Annotated in this window: 16 protein-coding genes; 8 read left to right on the plus strand and 8 right to left on the minus strand. The window is 39.3% G+C overall.

Features of this window, described 5'->3' with window-relative positions; all coding sequences use genetic code 11:
- The first annotated feature begins 31 nt into the window (after positions 1-31).
- From IGK77_RS01645 to IGK77_RS01675, 7 genes are all read left to right on the plus strand, one after another.
- Positions 32-1,492 (plus strand): glycoside hydrolase family 1 protein, encoded by a 1,461-nt coding sequence (locus tag IGK77_RS01645; protein WP_074799668.1) that lies wholly within the window; start codon positions 32-34, stop codon positions 1,490-1,492.
- A gap of 50 nt (positions 1,493-1,542) precedes the next feature.
- Positions 1,543-2,382, plus strand: coding sequence for a PRD domain-containing protein (locus tag IGK77_RS01650; protein WP_074799634.1), 840 nt, complete (start codon positions 1,543-1,545; stop codon positions 2,380-2,382).
- A gap of 507 nt (positions 2,383-2,889) precedes the next feature.
- Positions 2,890-3,828, plus strand: a complete 939-nt coding sequence (locus IGK77_RS01655; protein ID WP_019722895.1) for a 2-dehydropantoate 2-reductase — start codon at positions 2,890-2,892, stop codon at positions 3,826-3,828.
- 13 nt (positions 3,829-3,841) lie between these two features.
- On the plus strand, positions 3,842-4,894 hold the full coding sequence (locus IGK77_RS01660) for a PTS transporter subunit IIC (RefSeq protein WP_071866187.1): 1,053 nt from the start codon (positions 3,842-3,844) through the stop codon (positions 4,892-4,894).
- 137 nt (positions 4,895-5,031) lie between these two features.
- Positions 5,032-5,769, plus strand: coding sequence for a tRNA pseudouridine(38-40) synthase TruA (truA, locus tag IGK77_RS01665; protein WP_074799635.1), 738 nt, complete (start codon positions 5,032-5,034; stop codon positions 5,767-5,769).
- Between the two features lie 98 nt (positions 5,770-5,867).
- Positions 5,868-6,686, plus strand: a complete 819-nt coding sequence (gene msrA, locus IGK77_RS01670) for a peptide-methionine (S)-S-oxide reductase MsrA (RefSeq protein ID WP_074799636.1) — start codon at positions 5,868-5,870, stop codon at positions 6,684-6,686.
- Positions 6,687-6,906: 220 nt separating this feature from the next.
- Positions 6,907-7,902 carry an aldo/keto reductase gene (locus tag IGK77_RS01675; RefSeq protein ID WP_074799637.1) on the plus strand — a complete coding sequence of 332 codons (996 nt, stop codon included), beginning with the start codon at positions 6,907-6,909 and terminating at the stop codon, positions 7,900-7,902.
- A 272-nt stretch (positions 7,903-8,174) separates the two neighbouring features.
- On the opposite strand, the gene IGK77_RS01680 is transcribed toward IGK77_RS01675, so the two are convergent.
- The 8 genes from IGK77_RS01680 to IGK77_RS01715 form a co-directional block, all read right to left on the minus strand.
- Entirely contained in the window at positions 8,175-8,549 is a 375-nt protein-coding gene (locus IGK77_RS01680; RefSeq protein ID WP_071866192.1) for a hypothetical protein, read from the minus strand.
- A gap of 19 nt (positions 8,550-8,568) precedes the next feature.
- Complete coding sequence (lepB, locus tag IGK77_RS01685; protein ID WP_205216901.1) at positions 8,569-9,057, minus strand: signal peptidase I; 489 nt, start codon at positions 9,055-9,057, stop codon at positions 8,569-8,571.
- A gap of 51 nt (positions 9,058-9,108) precedes the next feature.
- Positions 9,109-9,432: a hypothetical protein gene (locus IGK77_RS01690; RefSeq protein WP_074799638.1), complete on the minus strand. Its 324-nt coding sequence runs from the start codon at positions 9,430-9,432 to the stop codon at positions 9,109-9,111.
- Positions 9,433-9,493: 61 nt separating this feature from the next.
- Complete coding sequence (locus IGK77_RS01695; protein WP_074799639.1) at positions 9,494-11,239, minus strand: sortase family protein; 1,746 nt, start codon at positions 11,237-11,239, stop codon at positions 9,494-9,496.
- Positions 11,240-11,442: 203 nt separating this feature from the next.
- A complete protein-coding gene (locus tag IGK77_RS01700; RefSeq protein WP_438712863.1) occupies positions 11,443-12,156 on the minus strand; it encodes a pilin N-terminal domain-containing protein in 714 nt (237 codons plus the stop codon).
- The gene (locus IGK77_RS01705) at positions 12,137-17,032 is read right to left on the minus strand and encodes a SpaA isopeptide-forming pilin-related protein (RefSeq protein ID WP_074799641.1); all 4,896 of its coding nucleotides are present in this window, start codon (positions 17,030-17,032) and stop codon (positions 12,137-12,139) included. The genes IGK77_RS01700 and IGK77_RS01705 overlap by 20 nt, the downstream gene beginning before the upstream one ends.
- A 23-nt stretch (positions 17,033-17,055) precedes the next feature.
- Positions 17,056-18,777: a SpaH/EbpB family LPXTG-anchored major pilin gene (locus tag IGK77_RS01710; RefSeq protein WP_074799642.1), complete on the minus strand. Its 1,722-nt coding sequence runs from the start codon at positions 18,775-18,777 to the stop codon at positions 17,056-17,058.
- Positions 18,778-19,139: 362 nt separating this feature from the next.
- The gene (locus tag IGK77_RS01715; protein WP_071866199.1) at positions 19,140-20,045 is read right to left on the minus strand and encodes a helix-turn-helix domain-containing protein; all 906 of its coding nucleotides are present in this window, start codon (positions 20,043-20,045) and stop codon (positions 19,140-19,142) included.
- 507 nt (positions 20,046-20,552) lie between these two features.
- Between IGK77_RS01715 and IGK77_RS01720 the strand changes: the two genes are divergently transcribed.
- Entirely contained in the window at positions 20,553-22,121 is a 1,569-nt protein-coding gene (locus IGK77_RS01720; protein ID WP_074799644.1) for a peptidoglycan DD-metalloendopeptidase family protein, read from the plus strand.
- Positions 22,122-22,124: the final 3 nt, after the last annotated feature.

Here is a 22,124-nt window from a genome sequence, read left to right on the forward strand (position 1 = left end):
AAAAATGAAAGTGAGGAATAGAAAAATGGATATGACACAAACAGGTTTTCCCGAAGGATTTCTATGGGGAGGTGCAATTGCAGCAAACCAAGTAGAAGGAGCATGGAATATTGGTGGAAAAGGGTTATCTGTGGCCGATGTTGCAACCTACAAACCCAATGTAGACAACAAAGATTACGCAGCTCATGTAGGTGTGACGATCGAAAAAGTAGAAGAAGCAATAGCCGACCCTACAGACAAGTGGTTCCCTAAACGACGAGGGGTCGATTTCTATCATCGTTACAAAGAGGATTTAGCGTTATTTGCAGAAATGGGGTTTACTACATTACGTTTGTCGATTGCGTGGTCCCGACTCTTTCCAAATGGGGATGAAAAGACAGCTAATCCTGAAGGTGTCTCATTTTACAAAGAAGTTTTTAAAGAAATGAAGCGCTTAGGAATCGAACCGATTGTGACCTTGTCTCATTATGAGATGCCATTAGCATTAGCGATGAAAGGCAACGGTTGGATTCAACGAAGTGTGGTGGATGACTTTGTTCGATTTGCAGATACTTGTTTTGATGAATTTGGGGAGTATGTTCATTACTGGTTGACGTTCAATGAAGTGGATAGTATTTTTAGACACCCATTTACGACTGCCGGGATTTTGACTGATACGATCGAACCAGACAAAATTGAAGCATCTATCTATCAAGCGTTACATCATCAATTTGTAGCAGGAGCTTTAGCAACGAAACATTGCCATGAAAAGATCCCTGGTAGCCAAGTTGGTTGTATGTTGACCAAATTGATGACCTATCCGTTGACGAGTCGACCAGAAGATGTGGAACGAACATTGAAAAAGAATATGAACAATCATTTTTATGCGGATGTTCAAGTGAAAGGTATGTATCCGCCGCTCGTGTTGAAAGACTTAGCCAACCGTCATATCACAATCGACATGCTACCTGGTGACAAAGAATTATTGAAAGAACATACGGCAGATTTCTTATCGTTTAGTTATTATATGTCTATGTGTGAATCCGCAGATCCAAAGGCAGAGCGGACACCGGGGAATACCGTTTTGGGTGTTAAAAATCCTTATTTAGAAGCGACAGATTGGGGTTGGCAAATTGATCCTTTAGGCTTGAAAATTTCTTTACTAGAATTATATGACCGTTATCAAGTACCCTTGATGATCGTTGAAAATGGCATGGGAGCTTTTGATGAAGTGATTGACGATGAAATCCATGATCCCTATCGAATCGCTTATTTTACTGCACATTTCAAAGCGATGAAAGCAGCCATCGATGAAGGGGTTGATTTGATTGGGTATACAAGTTGGGGACCTATTGATTTAGTCAGTGCCGGAACCTCTCAAATGTCAAAACGTTACGGATTCATTTATGTAGATGCGGATGATGAAGGAAATGGAAGTTATGATCGCTTGCGTAAAGATTCATTTTACTGGTATAAAGAAGTTATTAGAACGAACGGTCGATCCATCGAGTGAAGGAACTGTTCGATGCGTTCAAGGAGTAACCTTGACCGAAGGAGGCTATCATGAGGAAAATACTAAAGGTGCTTAACTCCAGTGTGGTATTGATCGACAGCAATCAGCAAAAAATGATTGCTTTAGGAAAAGGGATTGGTTTTGGCAAAAAGCCCGGTGAGATCATCTCGGATGATTCGATTGATGAAATCTATCTGCCCTATGATGAAGGCAAAGCCATGCAATTATTAGATTTGATCAAAGAGGTTCCTTTGACCTATTTTGAATTAACGAAAGCAATGGTCTCTAGTATGGAAAAACGACTAGGGAAACGGTTAAACTCTAGTATTTATTTAACATTACCTGATCATTTACATTTTTCAGTTGAACGTATGACCAAAGGAATCATCATCACTAACCGGTTATATTGGGAGATCAAGAATTACTATCCGGAAGAATATCAAGCAGCCGAGCAAGCGCTAACGATCTTCAATGAAAAATCCGATGTCGAGTTACCCATTGAAGAAGCGGCAAATATCGCCTTTCATGTCATTAATTCATTGTCTCAAGAAAGTCAGGGAACCGATAGTATGAAGCAAGCGAAAATGATTGGTGGCATCGTCAACTTAGTAAAATATTCGATTCGGATCGACATTGCTCCAGACTCGATCCATTATAGTCGTTTTATTACTCATGTTCGTTTTTTCGTTGAACGGTTGTTTGCGAATAAGATGCTGGATGGACAAGATGATGGTCTATATCAGCAAATGTGTACCTTGTATCCATTGGCGATGGAAAATGCAGACAAAGTAAGGCAATATATCCAGAAAATGATCCAACAGGAAATCACGAAAGAGGAAGTCACCTATCTAGGTGTGCATATCAATCGATTGATGCGGCACCCTGATTGAAGAAAAAATAGACAAGATTAAGTAATGAAAAGCAGCAAGCCAGTGATCCTTTCTGGTAGCTGCTTTTTTTTTGTAACAAATAGGAGGAATAGACTTTTTAGCGAAATATATGTCTATAAAGTACCAGATATCCTATTTTTCGGATAATATCGTGTGGTGATTCACAATCGTATCTGATTAGTTATATAACATAATTGATTTGAAAATTAACAAAAAAAATTAGGGTTATATTAAAAAAACGGGCTGTTTTTAGTGTATAATACTCCTTAGTGTCGTGCGACAACCCATCCAATTGGGCTTAAAATGATTAGATAACGCTTACGTTTGTGAGCAATCAATCAGGCTATTTGAAATAAATTAAAGGAAATGGGAAAATGAGTCAAGTAAAATAGTTTTTCAAGCGAATAATCAGTCATAACTAGCGGACATTGTGAATGATTGAATGATCGTAAGGGGAATTATTTGCTTATTCGTCGTATAACCAAATTAAAGGGGGAGAACAAAGAAATGAAGATAGCAATTGCTGGTGCAGGTGCAATGGGGAGTCGGTTTGGACTCATGTTGCAAAAAGGTGGAAATGACGTGACATTGATCGATGGTTGGAAAGACCATGTAGAAGCGATCAAAGAAAACGGATTGAAAGCTAACTTTAACGGTGAGGACATCGTTGTCGATATCCCAGTCGTTCTTCAATCAGAAATCAATGACGTAGAAAAAGTTGATTTGATCGTCTTATTCACGAAGGCAATGCAACTAGAAAAAATGTTGGAAGATATTCGTCCAATGATCAAAGATGAGACAAAAGTCCTTTGTTTATTGAACGGAATCGGCCATGAAGATATTATTGAAAAATTTGTACCAATGAAAAATATTTTTATTGGTAATACAATGTGGACGGCAGGCCTAGAAGGTCCTGGACGTGTGAAATTATTTGGTAGTGGTTCAGTAGAACTACAAAACTTAGGAGACGGACAAGAAGAAGCTGCGAAAGAATTGGCAGAAACTTTAGCTGAATCGGGTTTGAATGCGAAGTATTCAAGTAATATCCATTACTCGATCTATCGTAAAGCTTGTGTCAATGGCACAATGAACGGCTTATGTACGATTTTAGACGTGAACATGGCAGGACTTGGTCGTACTTCTACGGCTCATGATATGGTTGTTGCTATCGTAAATGAATTTGGTCAAGTAGCAAAAGCCGAAAATATTGATTTGGATGTGGAAGAAGCAGTCGCACACTGTGAAACTTGTTTTGATCCTGAGACGATCGGTATGCATTTCCCATCGATGCATCAAGATTTGATCAAAAACAACCGATTGACAGAAATCGACTATATCAACGGTGCGATTTCACGTAAAGGAAAGAAATACGGGATCGCTACGCCTTACTGTGACTTTTTGACAGCGCTCGTGCATGCAAAAGAACAGATTTTACAGGCGAAATAGGAGGAACAAATAAATGGATACGACGAATAAATTAACGCCAAGAATTTTTTTGAACAAAGTATTAGCTGGAACAGCAACAGGGATCATCGTAGGACTGATTCCAAATGCTGTTTTAGGAGCTATTTTAAAGTATTTCAGTGAATATCCTGTTGCTGTGACGATCGCACAACTAGCTGTGATCTTCCAATTAGCGACTCCGTTGATCATTGGTGGTTTGATCGGGTTACAATTTGGGTTTAATCCGATGCAAATGATGGTAGTAGCTGGTGCTTCATTTGTCGGTTCTGGTGTTGTCCGCTTTATGCCAGACCTTGGTGAAGCAGGTGTATATGTAGGGTCAGGTACAGGAGATATCATCAATACTATGATTACTGCAGCGATTGCTGTTGGTCTGATCCTATTGATCGGCGATCGTTTTGGGTCAGTCGCAATCGTATTGACACCAATCGTAGTCGGTGTGGGCGCAGGTCTTATTGGGTTTTATTTATTCCCTTATGTGACAGCGATCACCTCTGCAATCGGTGAAGGTATCAATAACTTCACGACATTGCAACCTCTTTTGATGTCTATTTTGATCGGTTGTTCATTTGCCTTTTTGATCATCTCACCGATTTCAACAGTGGCGATTGGTTTAGCAATCCAGTTAGACGGTGTCTCTGCTGGTGCTGCTGCTATGGGTGTTGCAGCAACAACCTTTGTGTTGATCGTCAATTCTTGGCGTGTCAATAAATCAGGTGTCACGATTGCGATTGCGTTAGGTGCGATGAAGATGATGATGCCGAACTTATTCCGTAAACCGATCATCTTAGTTCCATGTTTAGTAAGTGCGGTTATCACAGCGATACCTGTTGCACTTTTCTCTGTATCAGGAACACCAGCTTCTGCGGGCTTTGGGATCGTTGGTTTAGTTGGCCCTCTTGCTTCATTAGATGCTGGACTAAATATCGTGATGGTGTTGATTTGTTGGTTCGTCGTACCAGTCGCGGCTGCTTTATTTACGCAATTGGTATTTGAAAAAGTCTTAAAACTTTACGACCGGGAAGAAGTCTTCAAATTCTTAGGTTGATCAAAATTATAAAAGAAAAAAACGCAAAACAGAGAAATTTCTGGATTGCGTTTTTTTTTGAGAAGAAGCTGGTGTTATCTGCTATACTGACACTAAATGAAAACAATGGATCATTTGATCCAATAGAAGGAGAATACATGAGAAATATAAAATTAACGATCGAATATGATGGAAAAAGATATTCTGGTTGGCAACGACTTGGTAATGATGAAAAAACGATCCAAGGAAAGATCGAAGCGATCATTTCGCAAATGACCGGTGAAACGATTGAGATTATCGGTTCTGGTCGAACAGACGCTGGGACACACGCCAGAGGTCAAGTAGCTAACTTCAAAACAGCTAGTACAATGAGTCGAATGGAGATGCTGGATTTCCTCAATCGTTATTTGCCAAGAGATATTGTGGTGAAAAAAGTGGAAGAAGTACCTGAACGTTTTCATGCTAGATATAATGCAAAAGGGAAAAAATATAGTTACTACGTTTGGAATGCACCGATTCCAACAGTGTTTGAAAGAAACCATAGTTTTGATTATCCGAAGGCACTTGATTTGGAGAAAATGGAAGAAGCTTGTCGGAAACTAGAAGGAAAACATGACTTTATTGGATTTTCAGCATTGAAAAAAACAAAAAAATCAACAGTACGTACAATTGAAGAATTATCGGTCCAACAAGAAGGCAATATGCTTCATTTTACATTTGTAGGAGATGGTTTTTTGTATAAAATGGTACGGATCTTAATGGGAACGATTTTAGATATTGGTTCAGGTAAAGCTGATTTATCTTTGATCGATACGATTTTTGAAACGAAAGTCAGACAGCAAGCAGGCGAGACAGTTCCCGCACATGCGCTTTTTCTAGATGAAGTGTATTATTAAGAGATGTTAAATGATTCAAAGAAAATAGTGAAAAAGCAATCTCAGCTTTTTCCTGTTTCCTTGGATCGACAAGGGACACTTTGGGAGGAGGAGATCCGATGAAGAAAGAGGAAGAAATCACCACTCTCTATAATTTGATTTTAAACCCAAACACGCGAGACTGGGAACGGCAACAACTAATTACAGCAAAAGAAGAGTTAGCAACTTCTGTTTCTCTAAAAGAGGTACTTGAAAAGTTGGAAGTTTCTTTACGACCATTAGCTTTACGACAAAATCTAACGCCAGACGTCATGGATTTCTATTTGCAAATGATCGGCGATCCGTTAGGGGAAGCGCGGTATGATTTTTCTAAACACGAAATGACAGATCCGACTGTTCAAGAACGAGCAGTATTTGCTGGCGGTTGTTTTTGGTGTATGGTAGAGCCTTTTGAGCAAAAAGCAGGGATTGTTTCTGTGATGTCCGGGTACACAGGTGGACAGTTTGATTCCCCTAATTATGACCAAGTCAGTGGCGGCTATACTGGTCATGTGGAAGCAGTGGAGATCATATTTGATAAGCGAGTGATCAGTTATCAAGAGCTAGTCGAGATTTACTGGCAAGTAACGGACCCGACGGATGAATTTGGACAATTCCAAGACCGCGGAGAACAATATCGCCCAATCATTTTTGTTCAAAATGAAGAGCAACAAAAAACTGCTGAAGCGTCGAAACAAGCATTAAGCGCATCAGGTCGCTACAGAAAACCGATAGTTACAGCTATTTTGCCAGCGACAGCTTTTTGGCCGGCTGAAAATTACCATCAACAATTTTACCAGAAGCAACCAAAACGTTACAAAAAAATAAAACAAACCCGTCGTCAATTAGCATTTTTGCAAAGAATGACGCACAATTGGGGAAAAAAAGCCAAGAAATAAATAAGTTAACACAATTATGATAGCGTTTTCTGCCAGAGCTGATGTATCACTTGAAAGTAGACAAGGATACATGGGTACTTGAAATAGAGATGGATCAAAAAGCTGGGTTAGTAGTCATCTGCTATCCTTGAAAATGAAAAACGGCATTCCAGAAGTAACTCCTTATTTTTTCGGAGTGGAAGACTTCTGTGATAATCATAAAAAATAAGGAGTGAATGAAATGTATGTAGCTGATAAAACGCGTTACGAAAACATGGAGTATCGTAAAAGCGGTCGATCTGGCTTAAAGCTGCCCTTACTGTCTTTAGGGTTATGGCAAAATTTTGGGGAATATGATCCCATCAGTAATCAGCGGGAAATTTTAAGGGGGGCTTTTGATTTAGGCATCACCCATTTTGATCTAGCCAATAATTATGGTGGACCTGCTGGAGCAGCTGAAACAAACTTTGGGCGACTTTTTAAAGAAGATTTCAAATCCTATCGAGATGAACTGATTATCTCTAGTAAAGCAGGTTATCATATGTGGGATGGCCCTTATGGCGATTGGGGGTCTCGTAAGTCGATCATTGCCAGTTGTGACCAGAGTTTGCAACGTATGGGTTTGGACTATGTGGATATTTTCTATCATCATCGTCCAGATCCTGAAACACCTTTGGAAGAAACCGCAGAGGCATTGATGCAATTAGTTCGACAAGGAAAGGCCCTTTATATCGGTATCTCTAACTACAATGGGGCGGACACACAGCGAATGGCGGAAATTTTACGCAAAAAAGATGCACCCTTCGTGATCCATCAAATGCGTTACAATCTGTTTTCAAGAGAATTACTTGAGACGGACTTAGCACCTGTTCTTGCTGAAAATGGACTAGGTGCAATCACGTTTAGTCCCTTAGCACAAGGCTTGTTAACGAATCGCTACTTACATGGTATTCCTGAAGATTCACGTGCCCATCGAAAAGAAATCCCTTTTCTTTCAGAAGAACAGATTGCAGCGACACTACGTAAAATCACACAGTTACAGGAAGTGGCGGAAGCGAGAGGACAAACATTGGCTCAGATGGCGTTGGCGTGGAATGTGCGACAACCATCAGTGACAAGTGTCTTAGTCGGTGCTAGCCGTTTGAGTCAGTTGCAGGAAAGTGTCAAAATGAAAGATAATCTCGTCTTTGCACCAGAAGAACTAGCAACGATCGAAACGATTTTGGCAGAAAATTAACGTGTGAGAAAATCACGTTGAAGTGGATACAACAAAAGCAAGAGTGTCTGGGGCATTAGTCCTCTAGCATATTTTAAAACCGAATAAAAGGCGGAAACAGGAGTAACTTCTTCGGAAATAAGGCGCCATCCACAAAAATTTGAAAAACAATTTTCGTGGATGGCGCCTTATTTATCGAGGCTAAACACTTCTGTTCCAACCTCCTCTTGTTTCTGCTATCGTATTTTGTGTTTGAGAGGTGATGTAGGGACAGACGGCGCAGATTGTTTTCTTCACTTCTTTTTTACTTGGTACAATAACTTGCCTGCTTGTTCTTCTAAAGTGAAGGTTTTATCGTCTTGCTTTTTTTGTTCCTGTTCTATTTGTTCCAAATTTGTTTCAGACGCAACAGAAGGAGCCTTCACATACAACATACGCCCATCTTCTGCGGTTTTTATTAAAGATACGGGAGACGAGTGGCTATCGATTTCTGTTTTTTTTTCTGACACTGTCGCTGTTTCTAGCGTTAGCTCACTTATTTTTCTTGTGAATGGTTCATGTAGTTCTTCCTCAGTTTCCAAATCAATCTCTTCCTCTAGTGGTAGTTGATAAATTTCATCTAATAAACTTTTTGAGAAAAACCAACCATCATTCTTTTTTTTACCCATAGTTGTCAAACACTTCCTTTTATTTAAAAATAACTTTTCCTAAAATACGAGAATGACTAACAAGTCCAAATGTCCGACTATCTTCAGAAATATCCGGATTATCGCCTAAAACAAAATAGGTATTTTCAGGAAGATAGGTCAAATGTTTCATTTGCGCGACTGCTTCTGGACTCAGTCGAAAAATCTCTGTAGGAGAATGCGGCTTGTTGCCTAAATGCAAGGTCAGTTCATTCCCATGTACTTTTATAGAATCTCCTGGGATTCCGATAATCCTTTTTACGATTTCATCCGTAGAGGATCGCTGAATAGCGATGATGCTATAACGTGTAAGCGAAGAAAATTTGTCCACGATCACTATGTTGCCGTTGACTAAAGTATCCTCCATTGATGTTCCAGTAACTTGATGAAAGTGATAGCGGTGAAGCGAATAAGTAAACGTAACGCATAGAAGCAGACATATTAAGAAATAGGGTCCTTTCTTTTTCCTTTTTCGAAGTTGACCATTCACCCAAATAAACAAGAAAACAGCCCCCTTTTTTTACTTGCTTGTTCTTTTTGATTAGTCCAATCGATTTTTTAGTTCTTGGACCCGTTCAACTAACTCAAGGATTGTCTGATGGTCATTTATTCGAGCATTTTGTAGTTCAAACAGCATGTAGACACAAAAGGCCAATGCAATAGTTAGCAAGCTATTAATGATCAAAAGATAAAAAAATTGTTTTTTCAATAATTTCAGTTCATAAATACTGATTTTTTTATATAGAAGCGGTTGATCACCGGCTTTCTTTTTTAGCAAAATCAATCTCACTTGTTTTATCATTTGGATTCCCAAGAAAAATAAAATAGCCAACACAACAAGGGATAAGATACTGTTGATAAGCATGAAAGAGACCTCCTTTATAAGTAGTTCTTTTGAAGATGTTTTGCTCAATGGGGGAAAACACTTAAACAAGATGGAACAACAGTATCGGTATCAATAAGAAAAAAACGATCGGGATCAAGGTCTGTAATGGCTCGGCGACGATCTTAGACGCCACGGACATTGACCACGAATTAATGGGATGGACGGGAGAGTCCGCGAGAATCGTGCCATCTATGTTTGTACGGTTTTTTTCTAAGCCTAATTGGGCTAATTCAGTAGCGGATAAGGTGCTTAGACTTTTTACGCTACTTAAATTTCCTTGAACGACTCGACGAAAACGTGTGCCGATGTCACCTTCACAACGCACTAAAGTGATCATAGCTTGTGGTGCTTCTTTTTTGATTTCGAGTAACTCGATTTCTGTATCAACAACGACATCGTTGTAGCTCACTTCATAGACAAATAGCTCGTTGAAATCTGTCGCATAGATCTTTGCATTGAGACGAAGTTGAGCGATTTGATGAAGCAAGACATTTTGTTCAAATACATTATGTGATAAGAGGACATAATTTCCTTTGCCGAGTTGTTGATTTTGCGTGTAAGTGGCTACGCCATTCATCAAGTTGTCATTATTCATACCGGCAAGTATCGGTAAGTCGATCGCTACTTCTGGGATCATTATTTTTCCGATGCCCCAGTCATTGATGCTTTGTTGGTAATTGATCTTCGCTTTGGAAAAATTACTGAGATTGACACTCGCAATGTCGATTTCAGAGTAGTTAGCTGCCGCTATTTTTGGCAAGTTGAACGTTGAAAGGTCTGTATTTTGTCCTATATCAATGCTCTCCATTTCTTGTTGTTTCTGAATTTGTGTATAGCCATAGATTCCGACACTTAGTAAAGCAACCATTGAAAGAACTAAAGTAATAAAGAGTCCTTTGGTCAAGAAATAAAGGCGAAGCAATTTTTTTCTGGATTTTTCTTTGACAAAGGGGTCTTCAGAGCGAAAGCGTTTGACTAGATAACGAAAACGAACAATAAGTAGGAGAGCGAGAGTGAGACAAACACTGAAAGAGCCTAATACAATGGTTTGATAACTCCAGAAATTTCGTTTTTCAACTTGTCGATTAACGGCTTCGTTGTAAGGAATCCGGACACCATTTACTAATAATCGATACGTATTGATTCCTGGTGGCGTGCAAGTCAATAAGGTGACCATATCCTTTCCAGGGATGATTTTGGCTTTATCGACTTCAGTAGGCAAGACTTCTTCAAAGGATTCGATTTGATAAGCGAGGCGTTCACCTAAAATCGTGAGAAAGAATAGATCGCCAATTTGAAGATGGATGATATCAGTAAATAAAACTTGGTTCTGGATACCGCTATGTCCAGTGATGATCGATCGTGTGTTTTCACCGCCCACTGGAATCGAACTCGCTTCGTAATGTCCTAAGCCACGATTAAGTGTCAAAAAATCAGTGCCGTGATAAAAAGGCATGGTTTCGATTGCCAAAGCGGGAATGTCTAGTGTACCCATTACCCCAGCGGTATTGATCAATGTTTGGTACTCAATTTCATCGAAGTCAACCAAGTCTCCTTGTTGTTCTTTATAAATCAATTCATTGTAACGTTTTGCTTGCTCGAATTTATGCCCTAATTCATCTTTCGTTAGCTGTTCTAATGCTTGATGGTAATTGATGGAAGCAGTACTACGTTCACGATTTGCGAGATAGTTCGCAAAAATCGGATAGATCAAAGTGAGCGTTCCTAAAAGAATCAATAGTGAAGCAAATAACAAAAGAACAGACTTCTTTTCTTTTTCAATCAAGGTTGTTCACCTCATTTTCATTTCATTATTTTTGTTTTTAGATTTGCGAAAAAAGCAAAGTCATTTCTCTTTTCTGCTTTCGGAAATGTAAAAACGAGAGTTGTGAAAAATTCTGAAATAAGCGGAAATCCACAAAAATCAACACTCGATTTTTGTGAATTTCTTCTTACTTCTTAGGTTAGAAACAATTGGTTCTAGACTGTTTAAGGCTTTTTTTTCCCTTTTGGTTTAAAATTAACGATTGTGACGATCCCTAGTAAGATGATCAATGCCAGTGTAAAATAAACCGGAAAAAGTGAACCGAGATTCCCACTTGTTTGTGGAATCCTTTTTGTAGTCGCTTGCCCTTGTTTCGGTATAGTCGATCTAGGAGTAGCTCCTTCTTCAGGAGAGACGACCACGCTTGATTTTGGATAAATAAACAATTGATCTAAACGAGTGCCATCGGCAGTAATTGCAGGTAATTGGACAACGACTGGCTTAGCTGGGGAAGACAATGCATCGTTTGCAAGTTCGGTGACTTCATAGAGTCCTTCAGTCAATGGAATAGTCGCTTGCCCGTTTGACCCCGTGATGATTTCGATTGGTTCAAAACTTGGGATTTCCGTAAAAGGATCACTGGCATCATTACTCGGTGTGACCTTCTTGATTTGATAACGAATCCCAGGAAAGGGGGTTAATGCCTGTCCCTGTTCGTTCGTTAATCCCGTTTCTAAGGAGCCAGTTGGCTCAGAAGGAAGTAGGTGATTATCCATTTCCTGCTCTGAAAGCTTATATTTTACAATTGTTAATTGGAAGGCTTCTTCTGCGTATGCCACAAGAGTAGTCCATTTTCCAATTGAACCACCGAAGAGGAATAGTAGAACCAACAGGAGGCGAATAAATAAAATGGAATGATCATCTTTTTTTGGGTTCATCTTTCTTTCCTCCTGTTTTTTTTCGATTCATTTCCTCCAATTGGTATTTTGTACCTAATCCGATTAAACCAATCAGGGATAAACTAGCAGCTGCGATAAGGACACGTTGCATGATTGAACTGTTACCGGCAAAAGGCAATTCAGTGATCAGCTCATCTTCGGCAAAGAGATGAACGATCGTGTTGTTTTCATCCAATGTGACCTCGCTTGGTTGTTTCAATAGTTCATAGCCATCGGGTGCTTTTGTTTCAACCAACTCATAGGTACCGAAGGGAACCTCTTCAAAATGAATACGTCCATTCGCGTCAGTTGTCTTCGTTTGGAGGATCACGCCTGATTCTTTTTCGTGGAGGGAAAACTCAGCGCCAGCCAGTTTATTTCCTCCAATCAACTGATTTTCGTCATTGATATCTGGTTGATCATCCTGATCATCATCTACAGCGGTACCTGCTTCTAACTTATACAAATAAATCTCTCCAAGTGTACTGACAAATCCTAGGTTCAAGTAAGGAATATGATAGATAGAATCATCTGTCGTGATCATTCCCGGCAAATTGGCTAAAGGTTCAGCGATATACTCATTGGTTCGGAAGGTGGTTTGATTTGCTTTTGAGTTGATGGAAGGATCATCACCAACCATTGGCCTCGTTACTGCAACTTCTTTTCGTTCGATTTGATCGCCGATTTGGAATTCTACTACATAGGTTCCTTCTGGTAGATAATTAAAACTGTAATGACCATTTACATCTGTTTTTAGTGTGGCATTTCCGTTACTGTCAACAAATGATGTTCCTTTCAAGTTATGCTCGACCAACTGATCGGCTACTTCGCTTGGGTGAGTCAGGCTTGTTCGATAGAGTTTGACAGGGATATTTGCTAGCCTTTCCTCGCCATCATCGTATAGACCATCGCGATCTTCGTCTAACCATACGAACCCGCTCAACTCTCTGCCATATACTCGGGTAATCGTTTCTTGTGAATGGACAGGTAAGTCGATTTGCGCATTCATATGGGCGGTATTTCGATATTGGTCGCCTGGTAATTGGTCAACTGGTTGGACAGTGATGGAGAGAGTGACCGATTCACCAATCGGAACAGTTGGTTTAGTGATCATAAAACCTGTGGCATGTTTGATTTCTTCATCAGGTGTTGAACCGGGTGTGTATTCCGTCCATGTAGCAAGGTCGATCTCATTTGGGTTCGTCGCATCTTCTACTGGTTCGGTGGTGTAATACATCGTATATCCTTCTGTGTCGATATCCACTGAAAGAACCTCTAGCGTACCATTGAAAGAAGAGCCACGAGAATCACCGTTATACGGTAAGATATCCATCAGACGAAAATCATGAGCGGGTTGTAAGGCACTGTTGGCTGAAGTGATCGAATAAGTGAACGAAGTATCAGCATCCGCTTCGGTCAAAGGATTCATTTCTTGATTTCCTGTTTCAATTGATGTTTTGTTGACGGACTTGCTTATTGTTAGTTGCTGGACAAGCTCTTGAATGAACTGGTCTTGAGATGATCGAGCTGATTCGGCACGGGTATCTGTAATTTCTGGAGTATCGGAAATCCACATTTCACCAACACTACGTATGACGAGTGAATGAGTTAAGCCCATGTCATTGAATGCTAGTTGCGAACTATCACTGATAGCCGTGAAATTCACTTCAATCCCCTCTGTAATAGAGGAGTCAGGAAACACCCAACGCAATGTCGTTTCTCCGTTTTCGTGTTGGATAATGATTGGATCAGGTAAAGGATTATCATGTTCATCTTTCGAAGAACCAGCTAGGTAATTGATTCCTTTTGGAAGAATGGTATTCAGCGCACTATCATAATCAACTTCTTCCGATCCAGAGAATGTTCCTCGAACTTTGACATCGATTTGTTCGTCGGATTGATACAAAGGTTTCGATACAAGTGTTTCTGTTTCAATTCCAAAATTCTTAATAAAGGCATTTGTACCAAGAAAAGGCGTAGTAACAGCACTTGGTATACTACTATCGTAGGGAATGGTTACATTAGAACCATCCGCGGCCCAAGTAGCTGGAAAGAAAGTAAGATTATTTTCCGCAGGGCTTTGCTTAAAAACAACACCTGAATCATTTCTGAGAGCAGCACGTGATAGGTGGACATAAGGATCGCCCTCCTCATCCAATGCGCCTGATTGACCGATGACTCTTATTGGAACGCCATTCCAGTGTAAAAAGGTAGGCTCGTTATTGATATGGTATTGGAATCGGACGGCACTGATCACCCCAGCTTCCTGTGCTTCTTGGGGAGTGTCGTACCAAGTGTAATTTGAAACGATTGTATCAATATGTGGGACGGTTAAGTCGGGCATAGCATTTCCATTATTTCTAACACCATACGTTAAATAAGAGTAATCACTTTCGTTTGGATAATAACGTTGTGTATACGGTTGTCTAGAAATATCATACTCAAATCCATTGGAATTCCATTGGAAAATTTGGTCAGAGGTTGCTGTTCCAGGAACATTCTGTGTGACAAACCAGCCTCCTAAATGTAATTTTTGTCCTCTCATAAGAGTCGGTTTGCCAACATTAAATTCCCACGTATTGAATCCAATATCCTGATTTCCCCAACTGTGTATCTTGCCTGTTATGGGATCTGGAGGATTTAAAACGACGAAGTTTGGACCGGAGGAAATATCTCCTGTCGGAATCATATAACTACTAAAATGTACTTTAGCGTCATTAGTAGTAGTTACTCCATCATAAGTTAAAGTAGGAATACTTAAGTTTAATGTGTAATACGACCAATTGTTTGTTAACATTAATTCCTGTAACCTCGAATGATCCCAGTCAAAAATAAATTCAATGCTGATAAAAGCTTTGTTTGAAAAGGTATGACCTAAAGTGTCATAAGTATAGATATTTTTGATTCCTTTATAGTTTGAGATTTTCCAAGATTCTTGATAATTTCCTAATTCAATCATGACATTACCAGAGTTGAACACCCCGATTTTTTTGTGATCACTATAAGGTTCAGAAAAGTAAAGTTCATTTGTTTTTCCGTGGGGTACAGGCAATGGGTGCGCTAATATTGTCGGATCAAATGTTGCTTCATACGGACTACCTTCTGTGGTTGCTTGCCAATCAGCAGTCGTTCGATCGGCATCTGTGACAGAATAGAAACGTGTTTGGGCGGAGTCATATTCAGATGGATCTACAGGTATTTGAGTATTTCCCAAAGTTCCGGTGACATTTTGAATAAGATCAAAAGTAATCGGTCCTTCAGGGTAGGTGGAACCGCGAATATCACCGATACTTCGTCCATCTAGATTTTTTAGCTCAATGACTAATCCTAGGTTGTATACCGAATCATTATTTGTAGCGTTAGGATCATAGATTTGATAAGTCGTTTGCTCGCCACGGACGAGTGTTGCAGCAATAGAAGGTGCGGAAGAAACGATTGTTGGCGGCGCAGTTAGATTTGCTAAATGTTCGACTGTATAAGTGTGATTAAATGTTTCTAACTCACCAGTATTTATATTTATGGCATCAATCAGTTGCAATTTGAACGTGGGTTGCATGATCGTTCCGTTCTTTGCACCAGACACATTGACAACGATGGGCACGAAAACTTGTCCCGAAGTGCTGATGATCGATTCCATGATGCCTTCAGAATACATGGTGCCATCACCGATGCCTGTATCAATATACGTGCCATTGGCAATTTCTCCATTAATAAAAGGCGCATCATTAATCAGGGTAGTCGCGTTAGGCAAGGTGCTAACGACACGATAGCGGATATTTGTGTAATCGTTTGGTAACTGTGTTTGTATTGAGAAGCCAAGTCGGTATAAGATTTGATCATTGGAACGAACGATATCGTTATTTGGAGAACTATCATAGCCAGGATCATCGTGGGAATCAAAACTGTCTGTACCAGTGGCCATCGTTAATTTGGCATCTTTGATGACAATAGGATTACTGCTAGTTTCTTCGCTGGTATCTATTTCTTCAGCCACTAATTTTGGTGTAATGATGGAGTCTTCTGCAGGGAACTCTTCTTCGAGAAGTTCTTCCATTGTTAAATCAGTTTCCTTTGTTTCGACCACTAAGATATTCTCATCGGCGATAGTTTCCTCAAATGGAGGAAGTGCTGTATCGTTTCTTTCATCATGGGTTTCAGCTTGTTCTGTTTGGGCCTCGTAGTCTGAGTCTTCGGCTGAAGATGACGTTTCTTCAACGTGGGATTCGGATGTTTCTTCTAATGCAGTCACATCATCTGGTCTTAACCATTGAAAAAGGGATTGATACTGCTGAGAATAAACATCCGTCAATACGATACTCATATCTTTCGTTGGTTCCCGAAAAACGAGAGTGACTGGCTGATCTTTGACTAAGCGTAAGTAAATAGTCGGTTGTTCTGAGTTTTCTTCGGATGCTACACCAATTACATCACTTGCTACTGCTTGTTCAATTGTAGGGAGGGCAGGCTCAACCATGGACGCAGTAGTTGAGGAGACGGTTGTTTCCGTCGTTTCTACACCAATACCTAGACGAGCAAGCTCTTCTTCTTGAACAAAATTTTCGGTGGAATAGATAGGGATGGTTTGCTCCTGTTCCTCATTTAAGGTGGTGATTGCATAATCCGTACTAGCTGGGAGAGCGAGTAAACGATTTTCAGTACTTCTGATCGTGATGGTTGCAGGATCATCATAAATTTGTGTTTCTTTTGTCATAAAGGTTTGATCCTGATTGATTACTTCAACTAAATGTGCTTCTTCTTTGGCTCGAAGGGGACCTCCTACAATAACGACTTTAGCGATTATACCAAGGATAATCGCTAAAACAATCACTATTAGAATAGGAGGTTTTACTTTGAGTCTAGAAAAACTAGTATTCATTGCAGTCTCCTTTCATTCTGGACTTACGTCTGTTTTCGCTTTTTGTGGATAATGACCACTGTTGTGCCAATAACGATGGCTACAAGTGCAATTGTGATGATCAGATTTCTGCCTATACCGCCAGTAAATGGCAAGCTTGTTTGCGGTTTATTAGTGACTGTCAGCTCAATCGTTGCATCATCTGCGGTCGTCAAATCGACAGTTACTCTTTGGTGAGCCTTCAATAATTCGTAGCCCTGAGGAGCAGTAGTCTCGACAACCCAGTAGTCGCGTGTAACCTCGTTATTTTCCACGTAATTATTACCATTGGCATCCGTCCAGTCTAAGGCTAACCCATCAAAAGTCGCGTGACCATTTGCATCAGAAGTAGAAGTTAAGAAAGTTATCCCAGATGGTAAATTGGCATCCTCTGCATAGCTATTTCCATTACTAGCAATAAAAGTTTTATTGTTCGCATTACTCTCAGAGGTGGCAATTTTGAATTCGGCACCAGCTAGACCAGTCCCGCTATTTTCTGAAATTTTTTCGATATCAAAGCCACCAGTATAGTATTTTGGATTCGTTGTTTCTGGTGTTGTTGTACTTTTTGGTCGTTGGCCCGGAAGTTGATGGTTGACAGTAAAGGTATTTTCAACAATATTGTTCCAATATTCTGGAACATACGTGGTAAGCACCGTACGGATATCAGTATAGCCATTTGCAACTGATCCGGCTTTGATCAGACCAGCTTCTGTCAAAGTGGTTGTCAGTCTATTTGTCTCAGCATCAAACGAGACCGTATAATCGGTAAGCGCCAAGTCTGTCCATTCACCACCAGCTTGTCTAACTTGCATTTTTGCGCTATCTGGAACATAAGTTAAGTCACTATTCAGTTCGTCTACCATTGAAAAATTTGGCTGTAATAACCCACTAGTATCTCGATATACAATGGGCTGACCAGCGATCATCTCGACAGTATCCACCGTCTGTCCAGCGGCATCTAAAATATCGATCGTTCCTGTTTGACTGGCGACTTGCCAGAGACCTGCTGGGATGTTAGTAGTCAATTCCCAGCGAAAGGATTGTCCGGCTTGAACAGAATCGCCTTTTTCACCATTGATTGTTTTGTCAGGATGCAATAAATCTTCTAAAATATTCTTTGGTTCAACTTGTACATCATAGATCAATGAAGATAAATCGGTACGACTGGTTTGGGGAATATGCACAAAAAAAGGATAAACAGCTGTTTCGATTTTTTTTCCATCGGTTGCAGCTAAATTTTCGCCTGTACGTTCATCTGGTAATTCAGTAATTAAATAGATGCCATCATTGGCTCGACCAATGCCTAAGTCAAGCGTTGCTTTTCCACTTGTGTCAGTTGTAATTGTCTGGGCGTTGAAAGTGGTGTCGATTTCGTAATCTGTGCCCAATTGTTGTTGTTTTGGATCAGTTAAAGAGCTACCACTCGATAATTTTTTCACCCGTTCCACTTTGAAGTTGATTCCAGGAATCAACTCTCTATCTGGATTGGTGAGGGTTCCGTCTCCTCGAGGTTCCAACTCACTAAAGTCAGTGATCGCGTACTTCCAGATCGTTAAGCTTCGCCTAGATGTTTCATTGGCAATTGCGTTATCAACTGTTTCAGCTAAGGCGATTGGTACATGAGGTAATCGCAACGAATGGTCAATAGAAGATAGACCGATTGATAAAAGTGTTGTAGCAAATACTAATTTTGATAATGTTTTTATTATGGATTTCTTCTTCATTTTCTCCCTCCTCAACTATCAAGCAATGCATGTCCAAATGTATGTGTACGTTAGATTTGCTGAGTGATTGAACATGTATGCCTGCTTACATACATAGGTCAAGAGTAGAGGATGAAAGTGATCTCCAAAGCAAAAGTTTCATAAATGACACTTTTATCATTAGAATAAGGTGAGTTTATGATGGTAATAAGATTAATTTACGTTTGCTGGTTGATTGTACTAGATGAACATCCATAAAAGAATAAAGTAAATGAAATATTGGATTTACTAAAAAACTTTTAGCAAATGTAGCTTCTAAGTAGATAATAAAAATCAGACCAATGGCTATAAAAAGCGTAACCTGATGGAATGAGTGATTATCATTACTCGGACATTTGTGCAATGATCTCTACTTTTTCCCATAAGGTATTGAGTGTCTTGATTTCGAAAACCCCTTTTTGTTCGTCTCGGAAGACATAGGCGATGATTTTTTGTAATCGACTATATTTTTTTTGCCCTCTTTCCAATTCACCATGAAGCGTTAGTTTTGCAGCATATAAAAATAATCGCCAAATCCGAAAGCGATAATTAAAACGGTGAGGTGTTCGTTTCAAAATAAATGTCGTTGCAACAGTGACATTGCTTTTACGGCAAGAATCTAGGGCTGTTTCGTAATACCCAAAATACAATAGATCCAAGACTAATGGGTCTAAGACTTCTTCATGATTCGTTCTGCGGTATAAAAATCGTTTAAAAAAATAATCATATTCTTCAAAATTAAGCGTTTCCGTAATTGAAGAAAAAAGTTTTAGTTCGATGTTTGTCCATAGATCAATACTATTTAAATAAGTTTTTACTTGTTGGATCAATGTTTCGTATTCTTGATAATCGCCAATGAACTTGCTGTGGATTAGACCAGCGCGCCAATATACATATTGATAACCTAAACCATCTGTTTTAACAAATTGGTCCAACGCTTGAGTTTTAATTTTTGCGATTTCAAGATAGTCAAATTTAGCAAGGGCTTCAGCCAACTGGTTTTCTAAAATTTTAGAACCTTGTTTGATCAAAGGGATTACTTCTTCAAATTCAGTTAATTCGATCCCAAGAATGTCAATGATTTTTAAAAAATTGTTTAGACTGATTTCACCTTCTCCGCGAACAAAGCGATAATAAGTAGGTCTTGTGATTCCTGTAGCAAAAATCGTTTTTGTTGAAATTTTTTTTTCTTTTCTAATATCATTCAATAATTCCCCCAAAGCAAGAGGAGTTTTTACATGGTTGATCATCGGATTCACCCTTTCTTTTATCTTGAAAAATAAAAAATATAAGTTATTTTATTTTTTAAATAAGTTATGTTTTATATTGATAAATAAAATTTTATCTTACTGTTTTAGATATAAACATTATAATAATAAGGTTAATCTATTATATATTTACTTTTAGATAACATTAATTATTTTTGTTTTGTTATTTAAAAATAATATTTTATTATCTTAAGTGTAATTTTTTTTGATGTAGTGATAAAGTTATTTGCTTATGAATGAGTCAACCTATTTTCAAGTTAAGAAAATTTTAAGAATTGGTGTATTATTTTGATTTCTGTGAAAATTTGTACAAAAAATTCTTAGAACGTACCTAATAAATCGTAGAAGAGTAGTGTCATATATGAAACTCTCTGACACTGTAGATCCATTTAAGTTTAGTGTAAGGATATTAAGCTGTTAGCTACTTGTATGTAGGAGATAAAATAGGATCGCTGAAAATCAATGGGATAGTCAAAGGAGCAACTTTTTATGGAGAAAGAAAAAATATTATATAAAAATGGTAAGAAAATAACTATAAGAAGTACAAGTATCAAAAAAAGCAATGTGTATAAACGAAAGATCGCTGGGGCGTTTATAGTCATTGGTACGGTGGCAAGTAGTTTTAGTCATAGTATTGTATCAGCTGATCAAATCATTACGAATACGATAGAAATGGAAGATACACCCATTTCGCCAATCGATGAGATGGTCTTATCAGAAAGCACCACAAACTCAGATAGTGAGCGACTTGAAGCGAAAGAGGAGGAGGAAGTATCTACAGAAGAAGATAATGAAGTGACTACTCCTTCACCTGTCCCTGATTTGCCGGACAATCCGGAACCAGAACCAACTTTCCCTCAACCATCTGTGCCAGAAACGCCTAAACCACCAATATCACGACCTCCAGCAATCACACCTGAGATGCCAACAACGCCTCCACCGATAGGATCAGAAATAAAGGGTAATGAGGATTCAGGCACGAATGGTGTTGAGTCAATCCCAGTTCAAACGGAATCAGAGGGAGAAGTATGGACGTCTCCACCTGAATCATCTTTGGGAGCGGCCCCTGCTGAGACGGTGCCAACTGAAACCGTAGAAAGCATAACGATAACCAAAGGACCGATTGCCCGAACCGAACAGAGTAGTCCCTTTTTCAGAGGGTTTTCTGCCAATACGACCACGGAAGCTTTCATTCAAGAAATTGCGCCGGAGGCTAGAAAAGTTGCTTTAAGCAACGATCTATATGCATCTGTGATGATTGCTCAAGCCATTTTAGAATCGGGTAGTGGAAGTAGTCAATTAAGTGCATCTCCTCATTATAATCTCTTTGGAATAAAAGCTTACACCGAGGAAAATTCGGTGGAATTTTTAACACAAGAGGATGATGGAACAGGAAACTTATACACACTTAGCGCACGTTTCAAATCTTATGAATCCTACGAAGAAAGCTTTTTAGATTACGCCAAATTATTAAGAGAAGGATTAACTCAAGATGCTGATTTCTATTCTGGTGTCTGGCGTTCGAATACTTCTTCATATCAAGAGGCTACAAGGTTTCTAACGGGCAGATATGCCACTGATACGTCCTATTATCAAAAATTAGATGCATTGATCGATGTCTATGACTTGGAAAAGTTTGATATTGAAATCGATCAACTAATGATTGAAGAAAATGGATTTATCAACCCATTGGAACACTTTACGATTACGAGTCACTACGGTATGAGAGGAGCGGAGTTCCATCGAGGGATCGATTTAGCAGCCAATGCCGGAGCGCCGATCTTTGCCAGTGAAGCAGGAACAGTTATAAAATCCGAATATCACGCTTCGTGGGGAAATGTCATTTCGATACGTCATGAGAACGGATTATTTACATTATATGCGCATCAAAGTGTCAATGTTGTTGAACCAGGGCAAGTCGTTCAAAAAGGGGAAGTGATTGGTTTTGTTGGTTCGACGGGGAATTCAACTGGACCACATTTGCATTTTGAGCTATCAACAGATGCCAGTATGGAACAACGATTTTTAATCGATCCGTTTGAAATCATACAACTATGAAAA

This window comes from Enterococcus sp. DIV0806c (assembly GCF_051710905.1).
In the GTDB taxonomy this organism is placed as follows: Bacteria; Bacillota; Bacilli; order Lactobacillales; family Enterococcaceae; genus Enterococcus_B; species Enterococcus_B mundtii.